The sequence below is a fragment of the Ensifer sp. ENS03 genome, assembly GCF_014852035.1.
GTDB classification, from domain to species: Bacteria; Pseudomonadota; Alphaproteobacteria; order Rhizobiales; family Rhizobiaceae; genus Ensifer; species Ensifer adhaerens.
In genome coordinates, this window is sequence record NZ_JACVAV010000015.1 from 51621 (window position 1) to 78433 (window position 26813).

27 protein-coding genes and 4 pseudogenes are annotated in these 26813 nt (G+C 60.7%); 14 read left to right on the top strand and 17 right to left on the bottom strand.

From position 1 onward, the window contains the following. Positions 1-110 precede the first annotated feature (110 nt). The 3 genes from IB263_RS31605 to IB263_RS31615 all read right to left on the bottom strand — a co-directional run bounded on the left by IB263_RS31605 (position 111) and on the right by IB263_RS31615 (position 3324). Positions 111-905 (bottom strand): transporter substrate-binding domain-containing protein, encoded by a 795-nt coding sequence (locus IB263_RS31605; RefSeq protein WP_192439477.1) that lies wholly within the window; start codon positions 903-905, stop codon positions 111-113. A gap of 284 nt (positions 906-1189) precedes the next feature. Beyond that, positions 1190-2626: a PLP-dependent aminotransferase family protein gene (locus IB263_RS31610; protein ID WP_192439478.1), complete on the bottom strand. Its 1437-nt coding sequence runs from the start codon at positions 2624-2626 to the stop codon at positions 1190-1192. A gap of 128 nt (positions 2627-2754) precedes the next feature. Then, entirely contained in the window at positions 2755-3324 is a 570-nt protein-coding gene (locus IB263_RS31615) for a helix-turn-helix domain-containing protein (RefSeq protein WP_060581641.1), read from the bottom strand. A 124-nt stretch (positions 3325-3448) separates the two neighbouring features. Between IB263_RS31615 and IB263_RS31620 the strand changes: the two genes are divergently transcribed. The 7 genes from IB263_RS31620 (at position 3449) to IB263_RS31650 (ending at position 10001) form a co-directional block, all read left to right on the top strand. Further along, positions 3449-4390: an ornithine cyclodeaminase family protein gene (locus tag IB263_RS31620; protein WP_192439479.1), complete on the top strand. Its 942-nt coding sequence runs from the start codon at positions 3449-3451 to the stop codon at positions 4388-4390. A 30-nt stretch (positions 4391-4420) separates the two neighbouring features. Further along, a complete protein-coding gene (locus IB263_RS31625) occupies positions 4421-5554 on the top strand; it encodes an aminotransferase (protein ID WP_192439480.1) in 1134 nt (377 codons plus the stop codon). Between the two features lie 46 nt (positions 5555-5600). Then, positions 5601-6380 (top strand): transporter substrate-binding domain-containing protein, encoded by a 780-nt coding sequence (locus IB263_RS31630; protein WP_034803209.1) that lies wholly within the window; start codon positions 5601-5603, stop codon positions 6378-6380. Positions 6381-6441: 61 nt separating this feature from the next. After that, positions 6442-7824, top strand: a complete 1383-nt coding sequence (locus tag IB263_RS31635) for a M20/M25/M40 family metallo-hydrolase (RefSeq protein ID WP_192439481.1) — start codon at positions 6442-6444, stop codon at positions 7822-7824. Then, a complete protein-coding gene (locus IB263_RS31640) occupies positions 7821-8492 on the top strand; it encodes an ABC transporter permease (RefSeq protein WP_060517218.1) in 672 nt (223 codons plus the stop codon). Before IB263_RS31635 ends, IB263_RS31640 begins: the two co-directional genes overlap by 4 nt. A 4-nt stretch (positions 8493-8496) precedes the next feature. After that, positions 8497-9177 (top strand): ABC transporter permease, encoded by a 681-nt coding sequence (locus IB263_RS31645; protein ID WP_192439482.1) that lies wholly within the window; start codon positions 8497-8499, stop codon positions 9175-9177. Between the two features lie 62 nt (positions 9178-9239). Beyond that, positions 9240-10001, top strand: a complete 762-nt coding sequence (locus IB263_RS31650) for an amino acid ABC transporter ATP-binding protein (RefSeq protein ID WP_192439483.1) — start codon at positions 9240-9242, stop codon at positions 9999-10001. A gap of 271 nt (positions 10002-10272) precedes the next feature. Here IB263_RS31650 and IB263_RS31655 read toward each other — a convergent pair whose 3' ends face one another. Further along, the gene (locus tag IB263_RS31655; RefSeq protein WP_060517223.1) at positions 10273-10710 is read right to left on the bottom strand and encodes an Lrp/AsnC family transcriptional regulator; all 438 of its coding nucleotides are present in this window, start codon (positions 10708-10710) and stop codon (positions 10273-10275) included. A gap of 118 nt (positions 10711-10828) precedes the next feature. Between IB263_RS31655 and rocF the strand changes: the two genes are divergently transcribed. The 5 genes from rocF (at position 10829) to IB263_RS31680 (ending at position 14176) form a co-directional block, all read left to right on the top strand. Continuing rightward, a complete protein-coding gene (gene rocF, locus IB263_RS31660) occupies positions 10829-11749 on the top strand; it encodes an arginase (protein WP_034800696.1) in 921 nt (306 codons plus the stop codon). Positions 11750-11777: 28 nt separating this feature from the next. Then, positions 11778-12839, top strand: coding sequence for an ornithine cyclodeaminase (ocd, locus tag IB263_RS31665; RefSeq protein WP_034800695.1), 1062 nt, complete (start codon positions 11778-11780; stop codon positions 12837-12839). A gap of 190 nt (positions 12840-13029) precedes the next feature. Next, a complete protein-coding gene (locus tag IB263_RS31670; RefSeq protein WP_060644268.1) occupies positions 13030-13263 on the top strand; it encodes an AbrB/MazE/SpoVT family DNA-binding domain-containing protein in 234 nt (77 codons plus the stop codon). Next, complete coding sequence (locus tag IB263_RS31675; protein WP_192439484.1) at positions 13260-13670, top strand: type II toxin-antitoxin system VapC family toxin; 411 nt, start codon at positions 13260-13262, stop codon at positions 13668-13670. Before IB263_RS31670 ends, IB263_RS31675 begins: the two co-directional genes overlap by 4 nt. Positions 13671-13882: 212 nt before the next feature. Further along, entirely contained in the window at positions 13883-14176 is a 294-nt protein-coding gene (locus IB263_RS31680) for a hypothetical protein (RefSeq protein ID WP_060517231.1), read from the top strand. A 531-nt stretch (positions 14177-14707) separates the two neighbouring features. Here IB263_RS31680 and IB263_RS31685 read toward each other — a convergent pair. The 6 genes from IB263_RS31685 to IB263_RS31710 all read right to left on the bottom strand — a co-directional run bounded on the left by IB263_RS31685 (position 14708) and on the right by IB263_RS31710 (position 21713). After that, the gene (locus tag IB263_RS31685; RefSeq protein ID WP_060529609.1) at positions 14708-15754 is read right to left on the bottom strand and encodes an ABC transporter ATP-binding protein; all 1047 of its coding nucleotides are present in this window, start codon (positions 15752-15754) and stop codon (positions 14708-14710) included. 13 nt (positions 15755-15767) lie between these two features. After that, a complete protein-coding gene (locus IB263_RS31690) occupies positions 15768-17474 on the bottom strand; it encodes a GH32 C-terminal domain-containing protein (protein ID WP_192439485.1) in 1707 nt (568 codons plus the stop codon). 2 nt (positions 17475-17476) lie between these two features. Next, on the bottom strand, positions 17477-18370 hold the full coding sequence (locus IB263_RS31695) for a carbohydrate ABC transporter permease (RefSeq protein WP_034800691.1): 894 nt from the start codon (positions 18368-18370) through the stop codon (positions 17477-17479). Continuing rightward, positions 18363-19295 carry a carbohydrate ABC transporter permease gene (locus IB263_RS31700; protein ID WP_192439486.1) on the bottom strand — a complete coding sequence of 311 codons (933 nt, stop codon included), beginning with the start codon at positions 19293-19295 and terminating at the stop codon, positions 18363-18365. The genes IB263_RS31695 and IB263_RS31700 overlap by 8 nt, the downstream gene beginning before the upstream one ends. A gap of 73 nt (positions 19296-19368) precedes the next feature. After that, positions 19369-20673 carry a sugar ABC transporter substrate-binding protein gene (locus IB263_RS31705; protein ID WP_246811136.1) on the bottom strand — a complete coding sequence of 435 codons (1305 nt, stop codon included), beginning with the start codon at positions 20671-20673 and terminating at the stop codon, positions 19369-19371. A 41-nt stretch (positions 20674-20714) separates the two neighbouring features. Beyond that, a complete protein-coding gene (locus tag IB263_RS31710; RefSeq protein ID WP_192439487.1) occupies positions 20715-21713 on the bottom strand; it encodes a LacI family DNA-binding transcriptional regulator in 999 nt (332 codons plus the stop codon). A gap of 109 nt (positions 21714-21822) precedes the next feature. On the opposite strand from IB263_RS31710, the pseudogene IB263_RS34850 reads away from it, so the two are divergent. Continuing rightward, positions 21823-22273, top strand: a pseudogene (locus IB263_RS34850) (pyrroline-5-carboxylate reductase); the annotation flags it as partial. A 38-nt stretch (positions 22274-22311) separates the two neighbouring features. Here the strand turns inward: IB263_RS34850 and IB263_RS31720 are convergent. The 3 genes and pseudogenes from IB263_RS31720 to IB263_RS31730 form a co-directional block, all read right to left on the bottom strand. Beyond that, positions 22312-23463, bottom strand: coding sequence for a sulfite oxidase (locus IB263_RS31720; RefSeq protein ID WP_113188837.1), 1152 nt, complete (start codon positions 23461-23463; stop codon positions 22312-22314). 122 nt (positions 23464-23585) lie between these two features. Continuing rightward, positions 23586-24287, bottom strand: a complete 702-nt coding sequence (locus IB263_RS31725) for a DUF938 domain-containing protein (RefSeq protein ID WP_192358035.1) — start codon at positions 24285-24287, stop codon at positions 23586-23588. A gap of 168 nt (positions 24288-24455) precedes the next feature. Further along, positions 24456-24599 (bottom strand): annotated as a pseudogene (locus IB263_RS31730) (IS256 family transposase); the annotation flags it as partial. 7 nt (positions 24600-24606) lie between these two features. On the opposite strand from IB263_RS31730, the pseudogene IB263_RS31735 reads away from it, so the two are divergent. Next, positions 24607-24900, top strand: a pseudogene (locus tag IB263_RS31735) (transposase); the annotation flags it as partial. Positions 24901-25026: 126 nt separating this feature from the next. Here the strand turns inward: IB263_RS31735 and IB263_RS31740 are convergent. From IB263_RS31740 to repC, 4 genes and pseudogenes are all read right to left on the bottom strand, one after another. After that, positions 25027-25233 carry a cold-shock protein gene (locus IB263_RS31740; protein ID WP_029742584.1) on the bottom strand — a complete coding sequence of 69 codons (207 nt, stop codon included), beginning with the start codon at positions 25231-25233 and terminating at the stop codon, positions 25027-25029. Positions 25234-25477: 244 nt separating this feature from the next. Then, a complete protein-coding gene (locus tag IB263_RS31745) occupies positions 25478-25996 on the bottom strand; it encodes an RES family NAD+ phosphorylase (RefSeq protein ID WP_082572912.1) in 519 nt (172 codons plus the stop codon). Continuing rightward, positions 25993-26382: an antitoxin Xre/MbcA/ParS toxin-binding domain-containing protein gene (locus IB263_RS31750; RefSeq protein ID WP_192439510.1), complete on the bottom strand. Its 390-nt coding sequence runs from the start codon at positions 26380-26382 to the stop codon at positions 25993-25995. The genes IB263_RS31745 and IB263_RS31750 overlap by 4 nt, the downstream gene beginning before the upstream one ends. A gap of 134 nt (positions 26383-26516) precedes the next feature. Then, positions 26517-26761 (bottom strand): annotated as a pseudogene (gene repC, locus IB263_RS31755) (replication initiation protein RepC); the annotation flags it as partial. Positions 26762-26813: the final 52 nt, after the last annotated feature.

Consider the following 26813-nt stretch of genomic DNA (forward strand, 5'->3'; position numbering starts at 1 on the left):
TCAAAAGGGTGCCGTGGGCGATCTCGTCACCCCATCCCTGCAATAGATCCATGGTCGTCTCCAAAGAAAGACGGAGCCCTCAATCGGCTCCATCCGGTTGTCGTCGCAGATTATTTTGCGGAGGCCGGAAGGACGCTGAACGACCAGTATTTGTCGTTGATCGCCTTGAAGTTGCCATCCTTGAACATGGCGGTCAGCGCACCATCGACATTCTTCAGAAGATCTTCGTCGGCCTTGCGGATGCCGATACCGATACCGGGGCCGAAGTAGGATACGTCGTCGATTTCCGGACCAACGAGACCGTAGTCCTTGCCTTCCGGCTTGCTGAGGAAATCGTTGTCGAGCTTGATGGGGCCAGCAAAAATGAGATCGACGCGGCCGGCCTGAAGATCGAGGATCATGTTGTCGACCTTGTCATACTCGGACACGGTCGCCTGCGGATACTTCTCTGCGATGTATTTCGCATAGGTCGACGAGCGCTGGAGGCCGATGGTCTTACCGGCAACGCCTTCCGGGTTCGGCTCGCCTGCATCCGTCACCGGCTTGGCGTCCAAGGTCTTTAGTCCGACGAACCGGGCGGCCGACGAGCGGTAGGGAACGGAGAAATTGATGCTCTGCAGCCGCTCCTCGGTGATGGACATCGATGCGGAGATCAGGTCGTACTTTCCGGCGAGCAGGCCGGGGATCATGCCGTCCCAGGCCTGGCAGATGATTTCGACCTCACTGCCAATCTGCCTGCCTATGGCACGCGCGACATCGACGTCGAAGCCTTTGATTTCCCCGTTCGCGTCCTGATATCCGAACGGGGGATAGGTGCAGTCGGCTGCCACTTTCAGCGCCGCGGCCTGCGACGACGTTGCGCCGAGCAGAAGGCCGGCGAAGGTGAATACGATGATCTTTTTCATGGGACCTTCCTTGTCAAAAGGCTGCGGTTTTTCGGCATGGGAACAGGGCAGCTGCTTTAAGCGGGCGGCTGCATATGAGGTGTCGCTGGCGGCGACCTGTGTTCAAAGCCAGCAGCACGTACCTGCTCCGGCGATGCTGGTGAGCGCGACTATCTGGTCATGTCTTTGGATCCGACTTGCATTCTGGCCTCCCTCCAGAACCTGTCTTCTGGAACAAAGGATGGCGCGGAAGCAGAACGAGCTAAAGTACCAATTCCCATGAACTGATGGTACCAGACCGAGCTTCAGGAAGATTTGCCGGCTTTCTCCAGAAACCGCCTCGTGACAAGCTCCATCCGCTGAACCGCCCCGGCCAGCCGCTCGGTGGAGAGATTTCCAAATCCCGCTACGAGACCAAAAAGATCCTTCCGCTCAATGCAATAGGAAGAGAGCGGTGGGGTGTCGATCCATGCCCCGCGCAGGAGCCGTGAAAGCTCGACGTCGTCGAAGGGCTCGCGCGCCGTAAGCGTCAAATGGAGACCAGCGTCCAGTTCCGGCACATCGAACACGTCGCCCAGCTTTTCTTTCAGGGACGCGATCATCGCGGTGGCACGATCCCTGTAGAGAGCGCGCGTGCGCCGGATATGAGATGCGAGTTCTCCGCTCGCCATGAAGTCGGCGACCGTATGCTGGTGCGTCAGCGGCGCATAGCAGGAAAGGCTGTCTTGCACTGCCGTAAACGAGGTGATCAGCTCGCGCGGCACGACGAGATAAGCAAGCCGCAGCCCGGGGGCGAGCACACGATTGAAGGAGCTGACATGGATGACCCGCTCGCCACCCTTGCGCGCGGCGAGCGGCACGAGCGGCGTACCGCGCCATCTGATCTCGCTGTTGAAGTCGTCCTCGAATATCCAGCGCTGCGACGTATTGGCCCAGGCGAGAAGCCGTTCAATCGCCGCTTCCGACATGGTTGCACCCGCGGGAAACTGGCCGACCGGCGAAACCAGGATCATCCGGGCATCCGCGGCACGATGCGCGATGTCGTCAGCGTTCAGTCCGTCACGAGAAACGGGCACGGGTGTGAGCCGAAGCCCAGCCGAACGCAGAGTGGACAAGAGCGTCGCGTAGGCCGGGTCCTCGACGCCGACAACGTCACCGGCGTCGAGAAGAACATGCGCGACGAGATTGGCAGCCTGAAGCGTGCTTCCCACGACGATGATTTGGTCAGCCTCGCATCGAATACCGCGCGCCTCGCTAAGATAGATGGCGAGTTGTTGGCGAAGAACCGCCAGACCGCCGCCTTCGCCATACCCGAGGTCAGAAACCGTGAAGCGTCGCCAATAGTTGGCGGCGATCTTGCCGAACTGCTTGTAGGGGAAGATATCCAGCGCCGGCATGCCAGGACTGAGATCCAACTTGTCCTGGCGCGACCAACTCCAATGCCGTACCGACGCCTCTCTCCCCCGTGCAGACAGCGCAACCGGTAAACTCGAAGGCGGCAGGCCTCTTTCTCCTCCAGGCCGCACCGAGTCTTCTGGAAGGCTCTCTTCCACGTAGAAGCCGGAACTCGGGCGACGCTTGATATAGCCCTCGGCCGCCAAGCGATCATAGGCAATGTTGACCGTGTTTCTCGATATCGCGAGATCTCTCGCCATCGACCGGCTGGCCGGCAATCGGGCGCCGCGCGCAAGCTGTCCGTTGACGATCAGCCGGCGCAACTGGATGAAGAGCTGCTCCTGCAACGTCGGCCCACCGGACTTTTCTCGAACGACCATGGTCCAAACGGGATAATTGAACTGTTTCGCTGAAGCCATCCGAGAAATCCCTGTGCGGAGCCGCGCACTATCTCCCTGCCGGGCGGTATTTCGATCTATGAGACGACGTTGCGAATGAAGCGGACGATCTTCTTTCCGACGTTGCAGTACGAATAATGCTGGGCCGTGCTGTAAGTGACAAACTCGCCCGTGGCATAGTCCTGCGCCTCGCCCGATTGGATCAAACGCAGCGCTCCTTCGACAACGAAAAGCATCTCGTGCCATCCTTCGGGGTCCGGCTCGGCCACGTAGCTGTCGCCCGGGCCGAGGGTCCACAGCCACATCTGTGTTTCCCGCGAGGCCGGCGCTGAACAAAGCAGCATCGCGGCGCTCGCCGGTTGGCTTCCGCGCCAGGTGACCTCGTTGATCTCGGCGCGCGTCTCCCTCGACGGATCGCGCACCAACTCGACGAAGTCTACGCCCATCGCGGTCGCCAATTTATCGAGGCTGGAAAGGCTGATGTTCGCGTCGCCGCTCTCGACCGCCGCGATCATCCGCCGGCTGATACCGGATGCATCTGCCAGCGCCGTTTGGCTCAGGCCCGAGGCGAGCCTTAAACGGCGGAGGTTTCCGGAAACGTGGGCCAACACATCGGCCCGGTCTTGACTGTGCAATATATTGCTCATATGGTCCTTCTAGACTACCGGCTTTCACAGCTCAACACATTTCTGTGCGTCTTGCCCTGCATGGGGCGCCAAGGCTTTGGCGTCCATGCAGCGTGACTTCGCACGCCTTTTTGGGATCGTCACAATGCAGAAATTGGTCGTACTCAACGACGAAGATATCACCCGACTGTTGCCCCGGACAGATGTTCGCGCAGCCCTGGAGCGTATGTTCATCGCGCTTGCCGATGGACGGGCTGTGCAGCCGCCACAGACGTTGAGCCTGTTCCCAGCCGGCGGCGGAGACTTCATCACCTATCCAGGCGTTCTTGGAAGCGATGGTGTCTTTGGCACGAAGCTGTCGCCCTATATCCCCGGCACGAATGGGGCGACCGTTACCGCCTGGACGCTTCTGATGTCGATGGAGACCGGGAAGCCGCTGCTCCTGTGTGATTCCAAACGCCTGACGACCGAACGAACGGCCGCGACCACCGCGATTGCCGCCGATCTGCTCGCCTCGAAGGAGGCAAAGATCCTGACGATCATCGGCACAGGCGAAATCGGCATTGCGCATCTTCGGCATGCCGCATCGATCCGTCCGTGGCAGGAAATTCGTCTGTGCTCTCCGGATATTGCCGACCGGCACGGTCTTCCGGTGCAGCTCGAATCGGGCTGCCCGGTGACGACATCCACCTATACCGATACGGCCGCGGCCGGCGCCGACGTGGTCATGCTATGCACCTCGTCCGGCACACCGGTCATCGACGCGTCGAGGTTCGGCGCGGGCGTACTCGTCACATCCATCAGCACCAATGTCGCCAACGCCCACGAGATCGCCCCCGACACGCTCAATCGGTTCGATGTCTATTGCGACTATCGGGCCACCACGCCGGCTGCGGCCGGCGAAATGAAACTTGCCGCGGAACGTGGCCAGTGGAGCACGGATCGCCTTGTTGGCGACCTGCCCGAGCTATTGTCGGGCCGAGCGACTGCCCGGGACACTGGCCGTCCAGCTTTCTTCCGTTCGATCGGGCTCGGGCTCGAAGACATAGCAACCGCCAGCGCCCTGCTTTCCGCAGCACGCAGCTAACCAATTCCAAGACAGCACAGGAGATAGGCAATGAAGATTCGTAATTTCGGCGTCGAGATCTGGATGAACCGCTACGAAACCAGATGCGACTGGAACATCGCCGAGACCTGCGTCGAGTCGCTGACAGTCGCTGAACTCTTGGAGATGGCCGGCAAGACCGACACGATCCTCTCCGAGCTTCTGCCCATGAAGCTAACCTACGGCGCCATCGAAGGCAGCGAACGCCTCCGCAAGCTGGTTGCTGGCCTCTACGAAAAGCAAAGTACAGAAAATGTCGTGGTCACGCACGGCGCCATCGGTGCGAATGCCCTGGTGCACGCAACACTGGTCGAACCGGGTGACCGTGTGATCTCGGTCCTGCCGACCTACCAGCAGCACTATTCCATCCCGGAAAGCTACGGCGCCGACGTACAAATCCTCAAGCTCACGGAAAAGACTGGCTTCCTGCCAGACCTGGAAGAGTTGAAGCGCCTTGCAACACCGGGCACGAAACTCATCGCCATCAACAATCCGAACAATCCGACGGGCTCGCTGATGGATCGCGCCTATCTGGAGAAAATCGTCGAGATTGCCCGCGCCTGCGGCGCGTGGATCCTGTGTGACGAGGTCTATCGCGGTACGGACCAGGAAGGCGACGGAATGACGGCGTCGATCGCCGACCTCTATGAGAAAGGCATCAGCACCGCGAGCATGTCCAAGACTTTCGCGCTTGCCGGCCTGCGCCTTGGATGGATCGTCGCTCCCGTAGAATTGATCCATGCTGTCTCCGTCCATCGCGACTACAACACGATCAGCGTCGGCATGCTGGACGATCATTTCGCAGCCATTGCACTGGAGAACCGCGACAAGATTCTTGCGCGCAGCCAGGCGATCACGCGCACCAACCTCGCCTTGCTTTCCGACTGGGTCGACAACGAGCCGTTGATCTCGTGGATCAAACCGAAATCCGGCACCACGGCACTCCTCAAGTACGATCTGCCCATGTCCTCGGAAGAGTTCTGCATCCGGCTTCTGGAACGTACCGGCGTCATGCTGACGCCTGGCAGCGCGATGGACATGGAAGGGTACGTCCGGATCGGCTTCACCAACAACGGCACCACCCTTCAGGAAGGCCTGAAGCGCATGTCCGAATTTCTTAAGGGCTATCAAACCGCGGCCGCGTGATCAGGGCGGTGGAGATGCAATGTCTCATAACGAAAGGGGAGTGAACATGAAGAAATTGCTTGCCGTCATGACGATTTCGCTGGCAGCGAGTGTCGCCAGTGCGCAAGATCTGCGGGTCGGCACGAGCGCAGATTATCCGCCGTGGGAGTCCGTCGATGCCGCCGGCGAGGTCGTCGGTTTCGACCGCGACGTCGGTAACGAAATCTGCAAGCGCATCGAGGCGAATTGTACATGGCAGAACCAGGCCTATGACGGTCTGCTGCCCGGCCTGCAGGTCGGTAAGTTCAACCTGGTGATCTCGGGCGTTTCAATCAACGAGGAACGGGCGCAGAAGGTCGACTTTTCCGTCGCCTACGCGGACGCCCCAAACGCGATGGTCGTTGCCGCGGGCAGCCTGGTTGCCGAGGCGAAGTCCGCCAAGGATCTGCAGGACAAGCTTGCGAAGGTCGCGATCGGCGTGCAGACCGGCACAACCCATGAGCAGGTGGTTCGCGCCCATTTCCCGGATGCGGACGTGCGCGTCTATGACCGCCCGGACCAGATTGCCGACGACGTTGTCGCGGGACGCATCGATGCCGGCCTGATGGAGCGATCCGCACTGGAGCCGCTTGTGAAGGATCGTGGCGCTGACAAGTTGGTCTATGCCGGCCCGCTCCTGACCAGCGCGGACTTCCCCGAATTCGGCAAGGGACAGGGCGTCGCCATCGCCAAAGGCAACACGGAACTCGCCGCCAAGGTTGACGAGGCCGTGTCAGCGATGCTCGCCGACGGCACGATCAAGACGATCTCCGAAAAGTGGTTCGGCTACGACATTTCCAAGAAATGACGAACACATGAACCACGCGAGGGGGCGAGCAAGCCCGCCTCCTCGCGAGAGGAATTGGACGATGACACTCCCAGACCATATCAAGATCGAAGCGAAGCGAGACCTGACGGACCTCGTCGCGATCCCTTCCGTCAGCGCCCGAGTTGAAGGCCTCGATGCGTGCGCCGATAAGGTTGCCGCTCTTCTCGCCGACGCCGGCTTCCAAACTGCAATCGAGCCAGGGGACGTCGGTCCGTTCGTAACCGGAGAAATCGGCGAGGGCCCCTTCACACTGGTGATCTACAACCACTACGACGTTCAGCCTGAAGAGCCTGTCAATCTTTGGACGGCACCGCCCTTCAGCCTGACGGAGCGCCACGGCGCGCTCTTCGGCCGCGGTGCGGCAGACGACAAGGGTGAATTCGTCAGCCGCCTTGCCGGATGGCGCCTGTTCCGGGAACGACACCCCGGCCCCTTACCCTTTCGCCTGATCTGGATCGTCGAGGGCGAAGAGGAAATCGGAAGTCCTTCGCTCGTACGCTTCCTTGAGAAACGTTATCCAGGCCTTCAAGCTGACCTCTGCTGGTGGGAATTCGGGGAGGTCGATACACGCGGCCGACCGGTGGTCCTCATGGGCTTCAAGGGCGTGTTGGCGATCGAGCTGAGCGTTCGCACCGCACGCGCTGATCTGCATTCCAGCCTCGGCGCCATATTCGATAATCCCCTATGGCGGCTGGCCTCTGCTGTCGCTTCCATGCGCGATGCAGCCGGCCGTGTCCTGATCAAAGGCTTCTACGAAGGCATCAAGCCCGATCGAGCGACGAGCGAACTTGCCGCTTCGCCCCCATTTCCGCTGGAAGACTTAATGGCGGCAACCGGGGGGCAAAAGCTTCTTGGCGCCGTGACGCCATGCAACTTTTACGAGCACCTCAACTTCGAACCCTGCCTGAACGTCAACGGTATCCATGGCGGATACGAGGGCGCTGGCACGAAGACGGTTCTGCCGGCGACCGCGACCGCCAAGCTCGATTTTCGTCTCGTCCCTGGACAGAACCCCAAAGCCGTCGCTGTCCTGGTACGCCTGCACCTGGACGACAACGGCTTTTACGATATCGAGCTGATCGTTCACGACGCCGAGGTCTTGGGTGTTCGCAGCGATCCGTCGCATTGGGCCGTCAAGCTCGGGGCGAAGTTGCTGGAAAAGTGGTTCGGCCAGCCTGCCATCCTTCAGCCGAGTTCGGCAGCCTCGGGGCTTGCGCACCCCTTCGTGCATCAGCTCGGCGCCACGCTTTTCGGTGCGGGCATCACGCACCATGGCGCAATGTTGCACTCTCCCGATGAGAACATCCTCATCGACCAGTTCCACCAGATGATCGGCTTCTCCGCAGACTTCTTCTCCGCGCTCGCCAGCCAGTGCGGATCGGCGGCAGACGTTGGTTACCAGCAACGCGAGACCGGGTCATGATCGAGGCGGTTGTCCAGTATTTTCCCCAGCTCCTGCAGGGCTTCCTCGTCACGCTTTCCGTCGCCGTCGGAAGCTTTGTCCTTGGACTGATCTTCGCGGTCGTGCTTGCACCGGCCGCGGTCTACGGATCCGCCCCGGTTCGCAAGGTCATCGCCGGTTACGTCAGCCTCATTCGGGGTCTGCCGGAACTGCTGGTCATCTTCCTGATCTTCTACGGCGGCACGGTTCTATTGACCGGTCTTTTCGGCGTCTATGTCGAAGTGGATGCTCTCACCGCCGGCATCGCAGCGCTGACTGTCGTCTCGACCGCCTATCTGACGGAGATCGTCCGCGGCGCACTGGTCGGGGTGTCGTCAGGTCAATGGGAGGCGGCACTCGCTCTCGGCCTTCGCAGGCCCGGAGCGTTCCGGCTCATCGTCCTGCCGCAGATGATGGTCCGAGCCCTGCCCGGCCTCGGCAATCAGTGGCTCGTGATCCTGAAGGAGAGCGCCTTGGTCTCGATCGTCGGACTCGAGGAATTGATGCGCAAATCCGTCGTCGCGGCCGGCGCAACCCACAAGCCCCTCGCCTTCTACCTTACGGCTGCGGCGCTGTATGTGCTGGTGACCGGCGTCTCGACGCTCTTCATCAATGCCTACAACCAGCGCCTGACCACTCATCTGCGGTAGTCCCATGTCATTGGATCTTTTTCTTCCCGCTTTCATCACCATCAAGAACGGCTTCGTTCTGACACTGATCATCACCCTGGCGAGCTTCCTCGTGGGACAGGTGCTCGCGCTGCCGGTCGCCCTGGCTCTGTCCTCTCCCTCAAGGTGCTTGCGGCTTCCGGCGTCTGCCTACACATTCGTCATCCGTGGCAGCCCGCTTCTCGTGCAGCTCTTCATTGTCTACTACGGCTTAGGACAGCTCGAGGCCGTTCGCGAGAGCGTCCTCTGGCCCATCCTCCGTAGCCCGGTCTACTGCGCCGTCCTGACGATCGCCCTCAACTCGGCCGCCTATTCGGCTGAGGTCCTGGCCGGTGCAATCCGGCAGGTGCCCAAAGGGCAGTGGAAAGCCGGGAAAGCCCTCGGGTTGGCAAAATACGTCCTGTTGATCAAGGTCGTCCTGCCGCAGATCTACCGCGCCGTGTTGCCAAGCATCGGCAACGAACTGATCCTCGTCATGAAGGGGTCGACCCTCGCCAGCGCGGTCACGGTCATGGAAATGACCGGTGCAGCCCGCGTATTCGTCGCCAAGACCTATGCACCATTCGAAACGTTCCTGATCGCGGGTGCCATCTATCTCTTGATCGGCGCCGCCTTCGGTCCGGTCTTCAAGGGGCTCGAAACAAGGTTCGCCATCCCAGGCCGATAAGCCAACACGATCGTCAGTCACGAGAACTGCAAGCGGAGAACGTCTTCCGCGCGGCGCAGCCAATGCACACTTCTGGAGGAGAAAAAATGTCAAAGTCAGCAGTCAAGATCGCCGGCATGAACAAGTGGTACGGCGCTTTCCACGTCTTGAAGGACATCGATCTAGATGTTCAGCAGGGTGAACGCATCGTCATTGCCGGCCCGTCGGGCTCCGGCAAGTCGACGATGATCCGCTGCATCAATCGGCTCGAAGAGCACCAGAAGGGCAAGATCGTCGTCGACGGCATCGAGCTCACCAACGACCTGAAGAAGATCGATGAAGTGCGCCGCGAAGTCGGCATGGTGTTCCGGCACTTCAACCTCTTCCCGCACCTGACGATCCTCGAAAACTGCACGCTTGCGCCGATCTGGGTGCGCAAGATGCCGAAGAAGCAGGCCGAGGAACTGGCGATGCACTTCCTGAAGCGCGTCAAGATCCCCGAGCAGGCGAACAAGTATCCGGGCCAGCTCTCCGGTGGTCAGCAGCAGCGCGTGGCGATCGCGCGTTCGCTGTGCATGAAGCCGAAGATCCTGCTCTTCGATGAGCCGACCTCGGCGCTCGACCCGGAAATGGTCAAGGAAGTGCTCGACACCATGGTGTCGCTCGCCGAAGAAGGCATGACCATGCTGTGCGTGACCCACGAAATGGGCTTCGCCCGCCAGGTCGCCAACCGCGTGATCTTCATGGACCAGGGCCAGATCGTCGAGCAGAACTCGCCGGCCGAGTTCTTCGACAATCCGCAGCACGAGCGCACCAAGCTGTTCCTCAGCCAGATCCTGCACTGACCGACGGCATTGCACCATTCCGCGCGTCCGCGCCCGTTCTTGTCGAGCCCCGCTCGATGTCATAATTACCCCGGCCGATCATTCGTCGGCCGGGGCCCGGCCGCGACCGGATGGCTATCGACAAAGCCGTCGCAATCCTCAAGGTGGCAAAGCGCTCGATGATTGTCGCCGGCGCTTGTGCCGCCGGTGCGCCAACCCATTGCAGGAAAACGCGGCGCGCCAGCCGCAGCGACACCCGTCGACGTGAGTTTCCAGGTAGACGCTCGTCAGGTTAGAGCTTCGCCCTCGTCGACCGCGGCGTGGACAAAAGAAGGCTCGTCTCGCTGCCCATAATGCCGGGCACGAGACGGATCTTGCGCAGCACGGCATCGAAGTTGGCCAGGCTCGATGCGCTGAGTTCCACCAGCAAATCCCACCGGCCGTTCGTCGTGTGAATCTGCGAGATTTCAGGAAAGCCGCCGAGCGTGCGGATCACCCGATCGGTCACATGGCCCTCGATCTCAACCATCATCACCCCACGAACGACATCTTCAAGCGCATCGGCACGCAGCATCACCGTGTAGCCGAGGATGGTCCCGTCCTGCTCCATCCGCTCGATGCGCGCCCGCACGGTCGCCCGCGAGGCGCCCGTTTCCAGCGCGAGGTCCGAGACACTTCGACGCCCATTGCCGCGCAACAGCATCACGATCTTCTGGTCGAGAGCATCCATGCCGATTTGGATTCCGTTCTTATCAATTTGGTCAAACTAGCATCTCGATATGCCAAAATTCAATGTTCAATCCGCCATCGATGACTTTTATAATCATGAAAACAAACGGGAGTACACTATGGACTGCACGCTCATCGGCGCGCCCCTGCAAATCGGGGCAGGGCAGCTTGGCTGCGAGATGGGGCCGAGCGCCCTGCGCATCGCTGGCCTTCGTACGGCACTGGAAGAACTGGGCCATTCGGTCAAGGACAATGGCAATCTCAGCCCGCGGGCGTTCGACGAGATGCCCCATCCGAACAAGGCCGTCCATCACCTCGGCGAAACGGTCGCCTGGGTCGAAGCGCTGTCTGCTGCTGCCTACGAACACAGCAAGGCAGGCATGCCCATCTTCCTCGGCGGCGACCACGCCATCTCCGCGGGCACCGTTCCGGGTCTCGCACGCCGAGCCGCCGAACTCGGGCGGCCGCTGTTCGTGCTCTGGCTGGACGCCCATACCGACTTCCATACTCTCGAAACGACGGTCAGCGGCAACCTGCACGGCACGCCCGTCGCTTACTATACCGGCCAGACCGGTTTCGATGGCTTCTTCCCTGCGCTTGCCCATCCCGTTGCCACACAAAACGTCTGCATGATCGGTATCCGCAGCGTTGACGCCGCCGAAAAGGCCGCCATTCGCACCACCGGCATCACGGTGCACGACATGCGCGTAATCGATGAGCATGGCGTGGCCGTCCTCGTCCGCAATTTCATCGAACGGGTCCGGGCCGCAAACGGCCTCCTGCATGTCAGCTTCGATGTCGACTTCCTCGAGCCGGACATCGCGCCGGCCGTTGGCACCACGGTACCGGGAGGAGCAACTTTCCGCGAGGCGCACCTGATCATGGAAATGCTGCATGACAGCGGGCTGGTGACCAGCCTCGACATTGTCGAACTCAATCCGTTCCTCGACGAGCGCGGCAAGACCGCTCGGCTGCTCGTCGATCTCGTCGCCAGCCTGATGGGCAAGCGGGTGATGGATCGCCCGACTGTCACTGGCTGATTTCGATTGTTCTTTGGTTGGAGGAAAAATGAATACTGATCCGAAACTGAACGTGGTTCCGTTCGTAAGCGTCGACCACATGATGAAACTGGTTCTGAAGGTCGGCATCGACCGGTTCCTGACGGACCTGGCGGCCACAATCGAGGAGGACTTCCGCCGCTGGCCGGTCTTCGACAAGACCCCGCGCGTCGCTTCCCATTCGCAGGAAGGCGTCATCGAGCTGATGCCCACCAGCGACGGAACGCTTTACGGCTTCAAATACGTCAATGGTCACCCGAAGAACACGCGCGATGGCCGCCAGACCGTGACGGCCTTCGGCGTGCTCTCGGATGTCGGCAACGGCTACCCGATGCTGCTGACCGAAATGACGATCCTGACCGCGCTACGCACTGCGGCAACGTCCGCGGTCGCGGCGAAGTACCTCGCCCGGCCGAATGCCCGGACCATGGCCATCATCGGCAATGGTGCGCAGAGCGAATTCCAGGCTCGCGCCTTCAAGTCGCTGCTCGGCATCGACAAGCTTCGCCTCTACGATATCGACGCCTCCGCCACCCGGAAATGCGCACGCAACCTCGCGGGCCTCGGCTTCACCATTGAAGAATGCACCTCAGTCGAAGAGGCGGTCGAAGGCGCAGACATCATCACCACGGTCACCGCCGACAAGCAGTACGCGACGATCCTATCGGACAACCATGTCGGCCCCGGTGTCCACATCAACGCGGTGGGCGGTGACTGCCCCGGCAAGACCGAACTCAGCAAGGACATTCTGCTGCGCTCGGACATCTTCGTCGAATATCCGCCGCAGACACGCATCGAAGGCGAAATCCAGCAGCTGCCGGCCGAGCACCCCGTCATCGAACTCTGGCAGGTCATGACCGGCGAGACAGAGGGCCGCAAGAGCCCGGATCAGATCACGCTCTTCGACAGTGTCGGTTTTGCGATCGAGGACTTCTCCGCCCTCCGCTACGTCCGGGACCAGATTGCCGAACACGGTATGTTCACAGAACTCGACCTCCTCGCTGATCCCGACGAGCCACGTGACCTCTACGGCATGCTTCTGCGGTGTGAGAAGAAACTCGAAGCGGCATAGACTGACGCGAAGTAATCACGTTCCCCGGTTTGTCGACGGTCAAGCCGGGGAACGCTGGGCGTCAGTCGCCAAGCAGCCTGATAGAGGCCAATTGAGCGCCTTGAAGGGAATCGAACTTACTACCCAATTCCTTGAAAACCGCGACAAAAAGTAATACCTTGGATAAATCATTCCTTACACAGGTCCGGCCATGACGACGACAGTTACATCCAAGGGACAAATTACAATTCCCAAGCCTGTGCGCGATCTCTTGGGTATCGTGCCTGGAAGCAAGATAGACTTCCGACGCACTTCAGATGGAAGCGTTGTCCTCGTCCATGCTACGAAAAAGCAGCCGCCCAGCCGCTTCGCGAAACTACGAGGGCATGCGGGCAAGGGCCTCGACACTGACGCGATCATGGCGCTTACGCGTGGCGAACCGTGATACTCGTAGACACGAATGTCCTTCTCGACGTCGTTACCGATGATCCAACTTGGGCCGATTGGTCGATAGCCCAGCTGGAAGCCGCAAGCCTCGGGGGAGCAATCTGGATCAACGACATCGTCTACGCCGAACTCTCCGTCCGCTACGATCGGATAGAAGACGTTGACGGCTTGCTTGATCAAGCGGGGTTGGAGTTGACGGCGGTACCGCGTGAGGCCCTCTTTCTGGCGAGCAAGGTTTTCACACGATATCGCAAAGCAGGCGGAACGCGGACAGGGGTGCTCCCTGATTTCTTCATCGGTGCGCACGCAGCGGTTAGCGGAATTTCGCTGCTCACACGCGACGTCGGCCGTTACCGCACCTATTTCCCAACGTTGACGCTGATTGCGCCGAACTTGCCGACCTGATGAAGCTGCTCATGGGAGGCTCAGTTCCCGTCGATACGTTATGCGATCAAAAATGCACAGAACCGGAAGATACGCGTTGCGCAAACGCGGGAGGAATACTGTGCGTTGCCGCACTTCAGCAGAGAGTCAGGGACAGGCGGCGACCCCACTCCCCGTTGCTGGAACATTCTCGCAGCTCAACGGTTTTGCGTTCACAAACCAGGAGGTGGAAGATGATTGGTGTGAACCAGCAATCGATTGAAGATCAAATCGCCGAATTGCGATCGCAGATCGCGGAGGTGAAGCAAGCTGTGAGTGAGGGGATCAATTCTGCGGCTGAAGGCGCCTCTGGAATAGCTAGGAACGCAGCCCAGACGGTCCGACAGCAAGGACAGGGCGCAATAGAGGCCGCGCGGGAAAATCCCGGAACAGCAACGACAATCGTCAGTACGGCCGCGCTTATCGGATTTTGCATCGGCCTATACCTGGGCCTTTCTTCGACGAGTGGCGTTCGGGCGCGCTGGTAGGCAGGAGCCCCTTATCTTTCGAAGCCCAATCGAACATCCCTAGCATTTCTAACCGAGCAAGTGATCCGCAGCCGGATGGCATCTGTTAGTCGGCAAAGGGCGTGTTAGGTAAAGACTCCTTGCCGATTGCCGATTTGTCGGTGCCGCCGCCCGCCAGCGATCCCGGTCAGCCGGCTCTTGCGGTCGAAAGCTGACGACGAATTTGGACGCGCGCGGCTCGAAAGGCCGAGGCGCAAGGGTGAGCTTCCCTCCACTCAAGCCAAAGCCAACCGAAGTGTTGCCGACAGAGTTCGCCTCGACGAACGGGGCGCGACGCTCGACGTAGTTGCCGTTCGAGTTACCAGCGACCTGCACGCCGATAGGCCGATTGATGCCGGGGGTGCCATGTTCACAGAACTCGACCTCCTCGCTGATCCCGACGAACCGCGTGACCTCTACGGCATGCTGCTTCGCTGCGCGAAGAAGCTCGAAGCGGCATAGACTGACGCGAAGCAATCACGGTTTGTCGACGCTCAATTGGGGGCCAAAGGATCAGTTGACCCGGGCTCCTTCGGCGCAGAACAGATGGATCTTCTGGTTGTTCGGCTGGAGATAAATCTGCTCCTCAGGCTTCAGGTCCACGCGGCGATGCAGCACGACCCCCGCCGTGTGCGTGCCCACGCGCACCAGAAGGTGGGTTTCGGCGCCGGTTGGCTCGACGGTCAGCACGGTTGCCGGTATGCCGGTTTCGGCTATCTCCAGATCTTCCGGGCGGATGCCGTAGGTGCGTGCCTCACCGTGACCCAGCGACGCCGGCAGCGGCAGGGAAACACCGCCGTCAATGAAAAAGCCGCCATCACCGACGTTGCCCTCAAAGAGGTTCATCGACGGCGAGCCGATGAAGGTGGCGACAAAGGTATTGCCCGGGCGATCGTAGAGGTCGAGCGGCTTGCCGATCTGCTCCACGCGGCCGGCGCGCATGACGACGATCTTGTCGGCCATGGTCATGGCTTCGATCTGGTCGTGGGTAACGTAGACGATGGTCGTGCCGAGCCGCTGGTGCAATTCCTTGATCTCGCTGCGCATGGTCACGCGCAGCTTAGCATCGAGATTGGACAGCGGCTCGTCGAAGAGGAATACCTTGGGGTGACGAACGATGGCGCGGCCCATGGCGACACGCTGGCGCTGGCCACCGGAGAGTTGCTTGGGCAGGCGGTCGAGCAATGGTTCGAGCGCAAGAATTCCGGCGGCCTCCTTCACCAGCTTATCGATCGTCGCCTTGTCTCGACCCTGGAGCTTCAGGGAGAAGCCCATGTTCTCCTTGACCGTCATGTGCGGATAGAGTGCGTAGCTCTGGAACACCATGGCGATGTCGCGCTCCTTGGGTGCGACGTCGTTGACGACGCGCCCATCGATGCGGATTTCGCCGCCGCTGATGTCCTCGAGCCCCGCAAGCATGCGCAGGAGCGTGGACTTGCCGCAGCCGGACGGTCCGACGAGCGTGACGAATTCTCCATCCTCAATGTCCACGGAAACGCCGTGGATGACTGAGGCTGCGCCATACTGTTTCAGAACGCGGTCGATCGCTACCGATGCCATTTTTCTTCCTCCCTCAAATCTTGAGTTGCCAGATTTTCGCGCCCGTCACGGCGCCGGTCAGCCTTGCCGATCGCGCGGCGGCAAATCCCGGAATGCGCTTGGTGCCTGTCCAGCGGCCGTTGTCGGCAAAGACCTCGATCGAGCCCGCATCGAGGAAGATGCGCAGCTGCGAAGGTCTGGCGCCTGACGCCAGATATCGCGGTGGCGGCTTGCCGGTACCGGCATCGAAGAGGATTGCAAGGCCCTCGTCATCGAGCCTGACGCCAAGCGCGACATCCGGGTGATCGAGGACGAGCTCGAAAGCCGCGCCGGCCTCGGGCAGTGCAAGCACGATCTCAACCGCACCGCTTTCGAGTGGAACCGTTTCGCCCGCAGCAAGGGCTGTTTCATCGAGCAGCCTGTGGCGCAGGCTTTCGACTGCCGCGACCGGCGGCGTCAACACGGCACCCCCATCGAGAAGCACGCGACGCGGCAAGGTCATCGCCGTCGGGAAATCGTCCTTCTTGGAAAAGTCTGTCCAGTTGGCAAGCCAGGCGATGCCGACCGGTTCGTCGCCGTCGACGAAGGCCTGGAAGGCGTAGGCGTCGGAGCCGAAATCCAGTTCCTGTTCGAATTCGGCCGTGAACGCCCGGCCGTCGAAGCGGCCGACGGTGACGGATGTGAGGTTGCGCCGGCCGGTGGCCGGGTCACGGCTTGTGAGCAGGCCAAAGATCAGCGCCCAGCGGGTCTCCGGATCATCCGCCATGCCGCCGACCGGCAGCATGCACGGGCACTCCGCTGCGGTCATGCCGAAACCGTCCTCGCGATGGATGATGTCGAGGAAGGTCCAGCCCGTGGCACCCTGCAGATCCGCCGTCTCGTAAAGCAGGACGACACCGCCCGATCGGTCGCGACTGCCAAGCAGCATCTTCCAGCGGCCGTCCGGGCCCTTGAACACATAGGGATCGCGGAAATCAGTCGTGAGGTTCAGACCCTCCGGACGGATAGGCAGGATCACCTCGGACGGGCCGGCAACGATGCCGTCTCGGCTGACGGCCGAGAGCTGGATCTGCTCCTCCGGCTCCCGGTCGCGAACGTGTTCGGTGTAGAAGACCCGGATGTCGTCCCCGTCCGGCCCGGAGACGGGGACGGCCGAGCCGGAAAAGGCGCCGCCACGGCCATCGTCCTTTTCCGACAGGTGGTCCGCCGGAAACAGGAACATCGGCAGGTGCGTCCAGCGGATCAAATCTTTCGAGACCGCATGGCCCCAGTGCATGGTGTTCCAACGCAAGCGATGCGGATAGTGCTGGTAGAAGAGATGACCGAGACCCTTGAACCGGCCGAAGCCGTTCGGGTCGTTCATCCAGCCGAAGGGCGGTCGGAAATGGTAGCTGCCGGGAACCTCGGGCGGCGCCGTGCGGACGTCGCAATGGAGGACGCGGATCCCCTCCTCCATTACCGTCTGCGGGTGGAACGCATAGGCGACGGAGAGCGCGGTTGTTTCCGCATCATAGGCAAGCACCGTGCGGCCAGTCGTCCCGAGCGTCACCGCGAAGAATTCGAACTCCCCGGCGCGGCGCGTGGACGGACCGGCAATCTCACTGCGGTCTAAGGTGACGGACAGTATTGCCTCGTCGCCAATTTTGCGCGCCTTCAGCCAGAGATGCAGCACGGTCCCGGCCGGGAGTTCGGCCTCGACGATTTCAAGCACGGGGCTCGCGGGTTTTGTCTGCGAAGTCATAATCAACCTTTCACGGCGGAGCCGACGAACGAACTTACGAACCAGCGCTGGAAGGCGAGGTAAAGGATGAGGACAGGGATCATCATCAGCACGGACGCGGCCATGGCGCGGTCCCAGTAAATGCTGTCCTGTCCGAAGAAGGTGGCGATCGCGACGGAGATCGGCCGGGCATAGTCGGTCTGGGTGACCAGCGTCGGCCACAGATACTGGTTCCAGCTCTCGATCCCCATCAGGATCGAGACCGTCGCAAGCGCCGGCAGGCTGAGCGGCATGTAGATCGACCGGTAGATGCGAAACGCCGACGCTCCATCCATCTCCGCAGCTTCGTAGAGTTCCTTCGGTAGCTGGGCGAAGAACTGGTAGAACAGGAAGACATAGAGCGGGCTTGCCACCCAGGGCAGGATCTGCACGGCAAACGTATCCGTCAGGCCCACCCGCGACATCATCACGACGAGCGGCATGATGATGCTTTCCTGCGGGATGACGTAGAGCGCGACCACGAGGGCGAGCAGGATCGCCTTGCCGCGAAGCGACCCCCAGGCGAGAACGAAGCCCGCCATGGAATTGATGATCAGCCCGGACACGACGGTGACGACGAGGATCACCAGCGAGTTGACGAGGTAGCGACCATAGGCAAGTTCGCCGGAGAAATTGGCGATCTCGCGGTAGTTCGACAGGGTCGGATCGCTGACCCAGAAGGCGCGGAAGCTGCCCATGTCCGCAAGGATGCGGAAACGGTCATCCTTGAGGCTGGCGATCAGCAGCATGAAGAGCGGCGAAATCATCACCAGAGCGATGATGAAGATGCAGACGGTCTGGACGACACGCAGGCCCGTCTTGCTGTTGCCGCGGGGGATCGCCAGCGGGGCTGGCTGGCTGAGCACGAGATCAGACATCGAAGCGCCTCAGGAGTTTGCGCTGGAGAAGCGCGATCAGAAGAACGATGACGAAGAGAATGACGGAGACGGCGGATGCGTATCCGAGCTTCTGTTCCTCGAAGCCGGCACGCACCATGTAGTGCACGACGGTCTCCGTGCTTTCCTTCGGTCCGCCCTGGGTCAGGATCGCAACCTGCGTGTAGAGCTTGAAGGCCTGGATCGTAGTGATGACCAGCACGAAGACGTGGGTCGGACGCAGGCCCGGCATGGTGACGTGCCAGAAGCGGCGAAACGCGCTCGCGCCGTCGATGCGGGCCGCGTCATAAAGTTCCTCGGGAATGCCCTGCAGGCCGGCGAGGTAAATGATCATCTGGAAGCCATAGGCCTGCCAGGCCGAGAGCAGCACGATCGAGAACATTGCCCAATTGGGGTCGCCGAGCCAGTCAATCGGCTGGATCATGCCGCCGGACAGGAAACCGACGATCTGGTTGAGGGGACCGCTCGGATATTGGAACAACGTGCCCCAGATCACGCAGACGACCACCATGGATGTAATCGCCGGCAGAAAGAACATTCCGCGCAGAAGGTTCTGCATCGGCAGCTTCTGGTGCAGCAGCAGCGCCGTCAGGAAGGCAAGACCGCACTGAACCGGCAGCACCCAAGCGGTGAAGCGGGTGACATTCCAGAGCGACGTCCAGAACAGCGGATCGGCGAACACCCGCTGGAAATTCAGGAGGCCGACGAAACGCACCGGCGTCGGACGCGGCACCAGCGGCTGATTGGTCATCGCCGTCCAGAAGGATAGAAGAAACGGCGTGATCAGGAAGATGGCGAGCAGCAGCACGGCCGGTGCGATCATCGCGACCTCCTGCCAGAACCGCTGCCGGTCGCGCCGCCTGGCGGGGCGTGGCAGCGCGGCCGTAGACGTCTGTTGCAAGGTCATGGTCTCCTCCTCATCGCTCATCCTCCCGAAATCGCGCGGGGCCGGCCAGCGGGACGGCCCTGCAAAATTCGCCCTATTGCTGCTCGTCGAAGGGCGGGTAGCCGGCGTTGTCCTCGATGTCCTGATCGATCTTCTTGGCCGCAGCCGTCAGTGCCTCCTGCGCATCACCGCCATTGAAGATCTTGTCGACCGCCTGCATGAAGGCCGAGGTGATCGTCGGATAGGCCGGGTGGGGCGGACGGGCGACGGCGGTTTTCGAGGCCTGCTCGAAGGCGACGGCAAGCGGCCCGCCTTCAGCGTAGAGCGGGGATTCTGCCGCAAAGCTCTTCAGGCCCGGATAGGCCGACTGGGTCTTTGCATAGTCGCGATAGTTCTTGTCCTTCAGAAGGAAGCTCAGGAATTTTCCGGCGGCCTCAGGGTTTTCGGAGCTCGCCGAGATGCCCCAGATCCAGGTGCCGTTTGGGCTGACGCCCTTTTCGCCGATCTTCGGCAGCGGCATGACGACGATGTTGTCCTTCATCGCAGCGGCAGCTTCGGCGTAGAACCAGTGCCCACCCATGGCAAGCGCTGCCGGCTGCCCCTCTGCATAGAACTGGTTGGTGCCGGACGAGGTCGGAACAACCCAGCCGTTTTTCACCCAGGTCTGCATCATCGCCAGCGCCTTGACGCAGGCTTCGCTGTCGAGCGTGCCGCTCGCCTTCCAAGCCTTGCGATCGATCAGGTCGCAGCCCGCACTTTCGAGCAGCGGGCCGTAGGCATAGGTAATCCACTCGGTCTTGATCCCGTAGCCGCGGAACGTGTCGATCGGCCACTTCACGCCATCGAGCTTGGAGAGCTTTTCGAGATAGCCTTCGAACTCCTCGCGCGTCCATGCATCGTCGACGGATTTCGGAATGCGTGCACCGATGGCTTCGAGATACTTTTTGTTGCCGTAGAGTACGACCGAGGAGTCGGTAAGGCCGATCGCATAGAGGTCCTTGTCGATCGGGTAGGTGCCCTGGGCAATGTTCGAACCGGTCATGTCGTCGAGCACATCCTTGTCGACGAGTGGCTTGATGGGCTGCAGGTAGCCCGACCAGACGTAGTTGGCGAGAAACGGAGCGTCGAGTTCCATCACGTCCGGCAACTGCTTGGCCATGACGGCTGCGCTGAACTTCTCGTTATAGGCGTCGTGTGGCGCGTAGATCATCTCGACGTCGATATCGGGATTGGCTGCCTCGAAGCGCTTGGCGACGTCGCCATAGGCCTTCACCCAACCCGGATCGCCCTGGTGCATCACATGGATGACGGATTTTGCCTCTGCAAAACCGGCGCTCCACAAGAGTGCAGAAGACGCGAAAAGCGCACTAAGTAAACGATTACCCAAATAAGTCGTCATTGATCTTCTCCTCCTATTCAATTCGACAAGAATGCTGGTTGCTAGACCGATGCCCGCTCGACCAGATGAAACGGCAGCTTTCGCAGATGCGGCGGCTCAGGCTCCCCTGCGAGCAGGATCCCCATGGCCAGGCGCCCCATCGCGCGGTGCGGCAGGGCCATCGTCGTCAACGGCGGATCCAGCCGCGAGGCGAGCTCGACCTGGTTGTCGAAGCTGGCCACCGCAATGTCGTCCGGGATTTTAAGGCCGGCGCGCGCTAGAGCCGCATAGACTTCCATTGCGACACGGTCGTTGCCGCACAGGATCGCGTCCGGCCGCTGACCGGCGGCCAGCAATGTCTCGACATGCGACGCGACGAGGCTCGGAGCGCGGTCGCTATAAACGCTGCGGCGCACGGCCGGAAGCACACCAATCGGTTCGATGCCGGCCTCTTCAAGGGCTGCGCGAAAACCCTTCTCTCGTAGCGCCCCGGCAAGGATACCCGGCAGGTTGATGAAGGCGATGCGGCGGCGGCCAGAGGCGAGCAGGTAAAGCACGATCTCGCGCGCCCCACCTTCTTCGTCGGGGACCAGTGACGTGACGCGCCCGGAGGCCTCGCGGCAATTGATCATCACGCCGACGGAGCCCGCGAGTGCCGGCGGCAGATCGACGTCCTTGTGGTACATGGCGGCATAGGCAACGGCACGCGGCCGGAACTGCTGCACCTCGTCGACCACGGAGCCGATTGACTGTCCGCTGCTGTGGTTGACGGCAAACACTGCCATGCCTGCACTGCGCGCAGCACCATCGAGCCCGCGCACGATTTCGGTGGCGAACGGCGAAGTGATGAGGCCATCAGAAACGACGCCGACCAGCGGTAGCCATCCCTGACGCACACCGCGCGCGGCGAGATTGGTCACGTAACCCAGTTCCTCGGCGATCGCCTTCACCTTCTGGCGGGTATCGTCCGACATGCGCGCGGAGCCGCCGTGCAATGCGCCGGAGACCGTCTTCACCGAGACGCCTGCACGCTCCGCAATGTCAGAAAGCGAGATTGCCACGATGCTCCTGAACTCCGTTGGGTTATCGATTACCCTATAGTTTAAACCACGGTCTTTTGTCAAGCGGAGCCGACGGGTCCTTGTGACTTCGCCGACAAACCGCTGGTTCGTCGCAGGCGTCCATCTGACCCAAGCGACCCCTCTGCCCTTCGTTGCCCGTGGCCAAGGCGTCACGGCAGTCTTCCCTGGGGACCAAGCGACGGCGGCGATCTTCGACGTGCTCGACAACGCCGTCGAATGGGAGAGCAAGGTGGAATATGACCTTCTCGCCGCAGCCAGCGCCTTGATGGCCACCTATTTCAGCATCCTGCACCGCACGACAGAATGGCTCGCCCAAAATGGCCTGCCAGGGCTGCGCCTATCTCGCGCCCCTGTTTGCCGGCCTTTCTGAAGCGGCAATTCACGCAGGCAAGGATGTCGATTTCGTCGAGATGAGCCGCGAGTTTGCCACCAAGAGCGGCCCCAACGAACAGATGTTCCGGGACTTCGACGAAAGGGGCGGAACCCAAGCGCTGACGCGAGCGCTCGGCAGAGTGTTCGAGCGGATCCACAACCGCTAACAGGTGACACTCGCCGCCATTTCTCCCCATGCGGTTGATTAGATCACGAATTCCTCCTCATAGGTCTGCGGCTCGGGAACGACCGTAACCTCCACCGGTACGATCCAATTGGCCGCGTAGCTCTCGAAGTCGGAACGCTGCTGGTCGGGCTGCACGCGCCCCGCCGCATCGATCGCGCGACATCGCAGTTTGTATTGCCCCACCTTTTCAGGGGTCCACGTGTACTCCCACAAGCGCCATGCAAAAGGACGTTCTTTCTCGAGGAGGCTTGCCTCGCGCCAGCCACTTCCATCTTCGGTGCAGACCTGAACCTGCCGGATAGCAGCCTCGCCGCCCCAGGCGGCTCCGAAAATTCGATAGGGTTGGCCGGCGATGAGACGCGCGCCCTGCACGGGTCGCGCGATCTGCGCTTTGACCTCCATCTCCGTGAGGGGGACTAGGCTCGGTTCCCCGAGGTTGCGCTCCCAACGGAAGTACTCACGCGCTTGCCAGTAGCCAAGGAATGGTTGTTCCAAAACCGTGATATGGGTGATCCACTTGACCCAAGCCATGCCGAACCAGCCACCCACAACCGCGCGCAGCGGGTAGCCGTGATCGCGCGTCAACGGCTCCTCGTTCATCGAATGGGCAAGGATCGTGCTGTGCGCCATGGCCTTCTCAAGCGGTAGACTACGCGCAAAAGCGATGGGGCCAGGAGAAGCCGTTTTTTTGTTCGTGTCGACGACGCCGCTGTCTGCGCCCACAAGCAGGACCTCACGCGCGTTAGGCTTAACGCCCGCCATTTCCAATATCTCGCTGAGAAGAACTCCTGTCCACGCAGCATTGCCGACGGCTCCGTTCTGCCACTGCAACCCCTCCTTCGGTGGCACATAGTAGACGCGGCCATTCCCGGCGCATTCGACGACGGCAGTCAAGGTCGTGCTCCGCATCGCCTTGATGCTGTCGAGATCAAGTTCGAGCGGCCGCGCCACCGCCCCGTCAACGCGCAATCTCCAGTCTCGCGCATCGAGGTCCGGCGAGGGGAAATGGTTTCTCACGAAGAACAGCTCGGTTGGGATCAGCAAATCGGAGAGCGACGCAAATGGAAACTCGGTATTCTGTGGGGATTTTTGTCGAACTATCAGGCTGGGTTGCTCTGGTGTCGGCATCGTTCTCGTCTCTCCTTCCAAAAGCACAACCTCGGTATCCATCCCGGCGGGTTCCGGTTAGATCACACCCCGCGCAGTGCGCCTGTCGCGTTCCGCCTTCGGCCGCATTCTCGCCTATACCGCACGTTTCGAGCATCGATCTCGGACGGCAGCTTACTGCATGGTCACATCTCTCTTTCGCGCCGGCTTGTCGTTGAGACAGTACCTCTGCAGAAGACCAGCGACATGTTGTTGGCAGGCATCTCGATCGTCTCGCGGAGAACAAGTCCAGCGGCCTCACCCAATTGTTCAAGGTCAGCGATATCACGCACACCCCAAGATGGGTTGCGCTCCTTTAGAGCGGCGTCGAAAGCAGCATTCGAGGGGGCGTTGTGTACGCCGTCGCGCATAAAGGGACCGTAGAGAAGGAGAAGCCCACCATCGTGAAGCAAACGGCCAGCTCCTTCGAACAATCCTGAGCTTGCCGTCCATGGCGCGATGTGGATCATATTGATCGATAAGATGGCGTCAAAATGCCCCGTTTGTTCGACGATCCATTGTCCTGAGCACACATCAATATCCCGCGGTGCCAGCACATTCTTCAGCCTTGAGAATTTGATCCAGCTAGACGTACTGACGCGGGCGTCGGCATCCGGATCGCTCGGCTGCCAGGTGATGTCTGGCATTGCCCCCGCAAAACACACGGCGTGCTCACCGGTCCCGCATCCAATCTCCAGCACGGTGCCACGTGTTGGAAGGACACGTTGTAGGACCGCGAGGATCGGCGCCGAATTTCGCGCAGCGGAAGGTGAGAACATGCGCTGGTCGGCGCTGACGTCGCGCTGTTCCAGCGCAACAGGCGAACGGTCCTTCTTCTCTGGGAGCATTGGCCTGTAATCCCCTTTGGGCAATGCCTCCACCTTATAGCTGAAATGACTGAAATCAAGGATTGCGGACTTACAAAGGGTCGTCGGTGCTACGTTCGGGATCATGTCCCAGGGAGTGGTGTAAGTGGCGGCTTTGGTCGCCGCGTTCTCCGGCATGGGCCGGGATGATCAGCGCGCCACGGCTGGCAGGCTGATGAGCGGATCATCGCTCATCTGGCTGATGGTTTCCAGCGTCATGTATCTGGCGCGTTGGACAGCCCATTCGTCGTTCTGCTCGAGCAGGATCGCGCCGACGAGGCGGACGATGGCGTCAGAAGGCATCGAGGCAATCATCAGCAAGACACTGCGCGAGCAATGGCTGACGCTCGAGGCGCCTCCTCTCGCACCGGTCGTCGCCGAAATCCGTGCGCGCTGTGAAGAGGCTGGTCTTGCCCTGCCGTCCTATGTCACCATTGCCCGGCGCATCCCGGCGCTGTTTTCGCCTGAAGAGATCGCCAGAAAGCGGTCGGCCAATCCAAAGCACCTGCTGCGGTTAAAACCGCGACCAGGCTATATCCACGCACCGCACCCACTCGACGTCTGCCAGATCGACCATACGCCGACCGATTTGAGCGAAAACAAGGTCGCGCGGCCCGGCTGATCACCTGAAAGCGCCGGTCATACCGGCGGGTTCCGGCCAAGAGGCACCGCTGGAGCAGAGCAAACACTGCATGCAGTAAGCTGCAGAATCGCAATGCGCTCAGGCCTGGATGTTGTCCGCCGACATCTTGCCGGACTTGCGGTCTTTCACCAGCTCATAGGTAATCTTCTGGCCGTCGTTGAGTCCGCGTAGACCAGCTCGCTCTACCGCGGAAATGTGGACGAACACATCGGCAGTTCCGTCATCCGGCTGGATGAAACCGAAGCCTTTTGTTGTGTTGAACCATTTTACTGTACCGGTTGCCAAAGTATCCTCCTTTGATCATCGTCGTGTCGGACCGATAGGCTCGAATGATACTGGTACGCTCACATTAGTAGACGGTTCCGGCGTCAACGAAAAGCATGCGAGCTGTCGCGTCTATCGCACCGGACCAAAATTCCGGATCTTGGTTGCTTACCTTTGCTGTAAGCACGGTAGAGCGGGCGTAATATGGCTGCAAGATCAAGACGCAGTCGTAAAGGGCCTGAACGCGTTAATTGCGCCGATGCGCCTAATCCCAGGACAGTTGATCCTTCGGAAGCCGACCACTTGGGTCGTGTACCTGCACTTTATGCGGCAGGTTGGGGCCCCAGTTCCAAAGCACCAGATTTCGATCTCCCTCTTCGGCGCCGGGCGCAAAGCTGGGTACTATGATGCCTGCCGTGCCCCTCGCCTTGAGTCGATCGTATATCGACCAGGATGGGGGTCTCCTTCCTTCGGAAAGCGTGGTGGCCCAACTGCAGGCTATTTCCTCCACCGAAACGGAATTCGAGGCCCGACCAACTTCAGAAGCAAGATCCGTAATGTCATCACAGTCGACATCGTAGGAACAAAGTACACAAGGGTCGATGCGATGGGCAAACCCTTGATTGGCTTCCTTTACCGCCGTCATCACACTAAGGGCGAGATAGAGAGCTGGCACGCCTTTTGGGTTGAACCGCGCGCCTCTTATAGCCGCGCCATCTCCTGAAACCGGTTTGAAAGCCCAGCGTGGATCGTGCGCACGGTAACAATTGCCCACAAACCTCAAGCGAAGCCCCCTAGGGCCATATGATCGAGGTAATCTCGCACCGCCGCGGCCTTGCCGTCTTTTACGAGAGCCTCGGGCGTACGCCCGCCAAAAGCTGGTAGAGGTTGGGCCCGGTACCAAGCCATTGCCTGCTCCTTACCACCGGCCCAATCTGAGACACGACTGATAATCTCCAGCATTTCCCGAAGACGGCTCTGCGTTTTCGCGCCCAGGCTACGTTCACTTCTATACAGTGTTTCGCGGGATAGCCCCGCCGTCTCGGCCAACTGGCTCTTAGACATGCCGAAGCCGGTTGCGACCCGTTCCACAGCGATCTTTCCCGAGCGATCCATATAGGACAGCACCAAGGGACCGCTGTGCTCTAAAGATTTCAGAACCTGAGGCATGATCATTCCGCCATATCCAGCAACTCATTTATTGTGCGAAATATATGACTCTATTGACGGTAACGCAAGCGACTACGACATTCGCCGGGGTAGCGAGAAGTTTCAAGCCACTGCCACCCCCAAAGAGCCGTTCGCTAGGCGCTTCGAGCAACCACTGGATTCGCCCGCAACAGAGCCATCAACACCGGCCCGAGCGAAAACTCCGCGCCTTGTCCGTCAGATTGCGCAGATATCCGCCGGCCGAGTTGATGTGCCCTGCCCTTTCGAGAATACAGGCCATTGTCGCAGCCGCATTTTCCGGCCCCATCGCCTCGCAGGCGTCCTGGTAGGCGCTTGGACTGACGCCCAGCATCGATCGGACCACCACTCGCCTACTCATCCCACCTACCTGAAGGTCCGGCTGCGGCAGGTGTTTGGTGAAGATCTGTTGC

Excerpts from the sequence above, each read along its gene's own strand:
- IB263_RS31605 (WP_192439477.1), bottom strand. The coding sequence starts at position 905 with ATGAAAAAGATCATCGTATTCACCTTCGCCGGCCTTCTGCTCGGCGCA.
- IB263_RS31615 (WP_060581641.1), bottom strand. The coding sequence starts at position 3,324 with ATGAGCAATATATTGCACAGTCAAGACCGGGCCGATGTGTTGGCCCAC.
- IB263_RS31620 (WP_192439479.1), top strand. The coding sequence starts at position 3,449 with ATGCAGAAATTGGTCGTACTCAACGACGAAGATATCACCCGACTGTTG.
- IB263_RS31625 (WP_192439480.1), top strand. The coding sequence starts at position 4,421 with ATGAAGATTCGTAATTTCGGCGTCGAGATCTGGATGAACCGCTACGAA.
- IB263_RS31630 (WP_034803209.1), top strand. The coding sequence starts at position 5,601 with ATGAAGAAATTGCTTGCCGTCATGACGATTTCGCTGGCAGCGAGTGTC.
- IB263_RS31635 (WP_192439481.1), top strand. The coding sequence starts at position 6,442 with ATGACACTCCCAGACCATATCAAGATCGAAGCGAAGCGAGACCTGACG.
- IB263_RS31640 (WP_060517218.1), top strand. The coding sequence starts at position 7,821 with ATGATCGAGGCGGTTGTCCAGTATTTTCCCCAGCTCCTGCAGGGCTTC.
- IB263_RS31645 (WP_192439482.1), top strand. The coding sequence starts at position 8,497 with ATGTCATTGGATCTTTTTCTTCCCGCTTTCATCACCATCAAGAACGGC.
- IB263_RS31650 (WP_192439483.1), top strand. The coding sequence starts at position 9,240 with ATGCACACTTCTGGAGGAGAAAAAATGTCAAAGTCAGCAGTCAAGATC.
- IB263_RS31655 (WP_060517223.1), bottom strand. The coding sequence starts at position 10,710 with ATGGATGCTCTCGACCAGAAGATCGTGATGCTGTTGCGCGGCAATGGG.
- rocF (WP_034800696.1), top strand. The coding sequence starts at position 10,829 with ATGGACTGCACGCTCATCGGCGCGCCCCTGCAAATCGGGGCAGGGCAG.
- ocd (WP_034800695.1), top strand. The coding sequence starts at position 11,778 with ATGAATACTGATCCGAAACTGAACGTGGTTCCGTTCGTAAGCGTCGAC.
- IB263_RS31670 (WP_060644268.1), top strand. The coding sequence starts at position 13,030 with ATGACGACGACAGTTACATCCAAGGGACAAATTACAATTCCCAAGCCT.
- IB263_RS31680 (WP_060517231.1), top strand. The coding sequence starts at position 13,883 with ATGATTGGTGTGAACCAGCAATCGATTGAAGATCAAATCGCCGAATTG.
- IB263_RS31685 (WP_060529609.1), bottom strand. The coding sequence starts at position 15,754 with ATGGCATCGGTAGCGATCGACCGCGTTCTGAAACAGTATGGCGCAGCC.
- IB263_RS31690 (WP_192439485.1), bottom strand. The coding sequence starts at position 17,474 with ATGACTTCGCAGACAAAACCCGCGAGCCCCGTGCTTGAAATCGTCGAG.
- IB263_RS31695 (WP_034800691.1), bottom strand. The coding sequence starts at position 18,370 with ATGTCTGATCTCGTGCTCAGCCAGCCAGCCCCGCTGGCGATCCCCCGC.
- IB263_RS31700 (WP_192439486.1), bottom strand. The coding sequence starts at position 19,295 with ATGACCTTGCAACAGACGTCTACGGCCGCGCTGCCACGCCCCGCCAGG.
- IB263_RS31705 (WP_246811136.1), bottom strand. The coding sequence starts at position 20,673 with ATGACGACTTATTTGGGTAATCGTTTACTTAGTGCGCTTTTCGCGTCT.
- IB263_RS31720 (WP_113188837.1), bottom strand. The coding sequence starts at position 23,463 with ATGGATACCGAGGTTGTGCTTTTGGAAGGAGAGACGAGAACGATGCCG.
- IB263_RS31725 (WP_192358035.1), bottom strand. The coding sequence starts at position 24,287 with ATGCTCCCAGAGAAGAAGGACCGTTCGCCTGTTGCGCTGGAACAGCGC.
- IB263_RS31750 (WP_192439510.1), bottom strand. The coding sequence starts at position 26,382 with ATGCCTCAGGTTCTGAAATCTTTAGAGCACAGCGGTCCCTTGGTGCTG.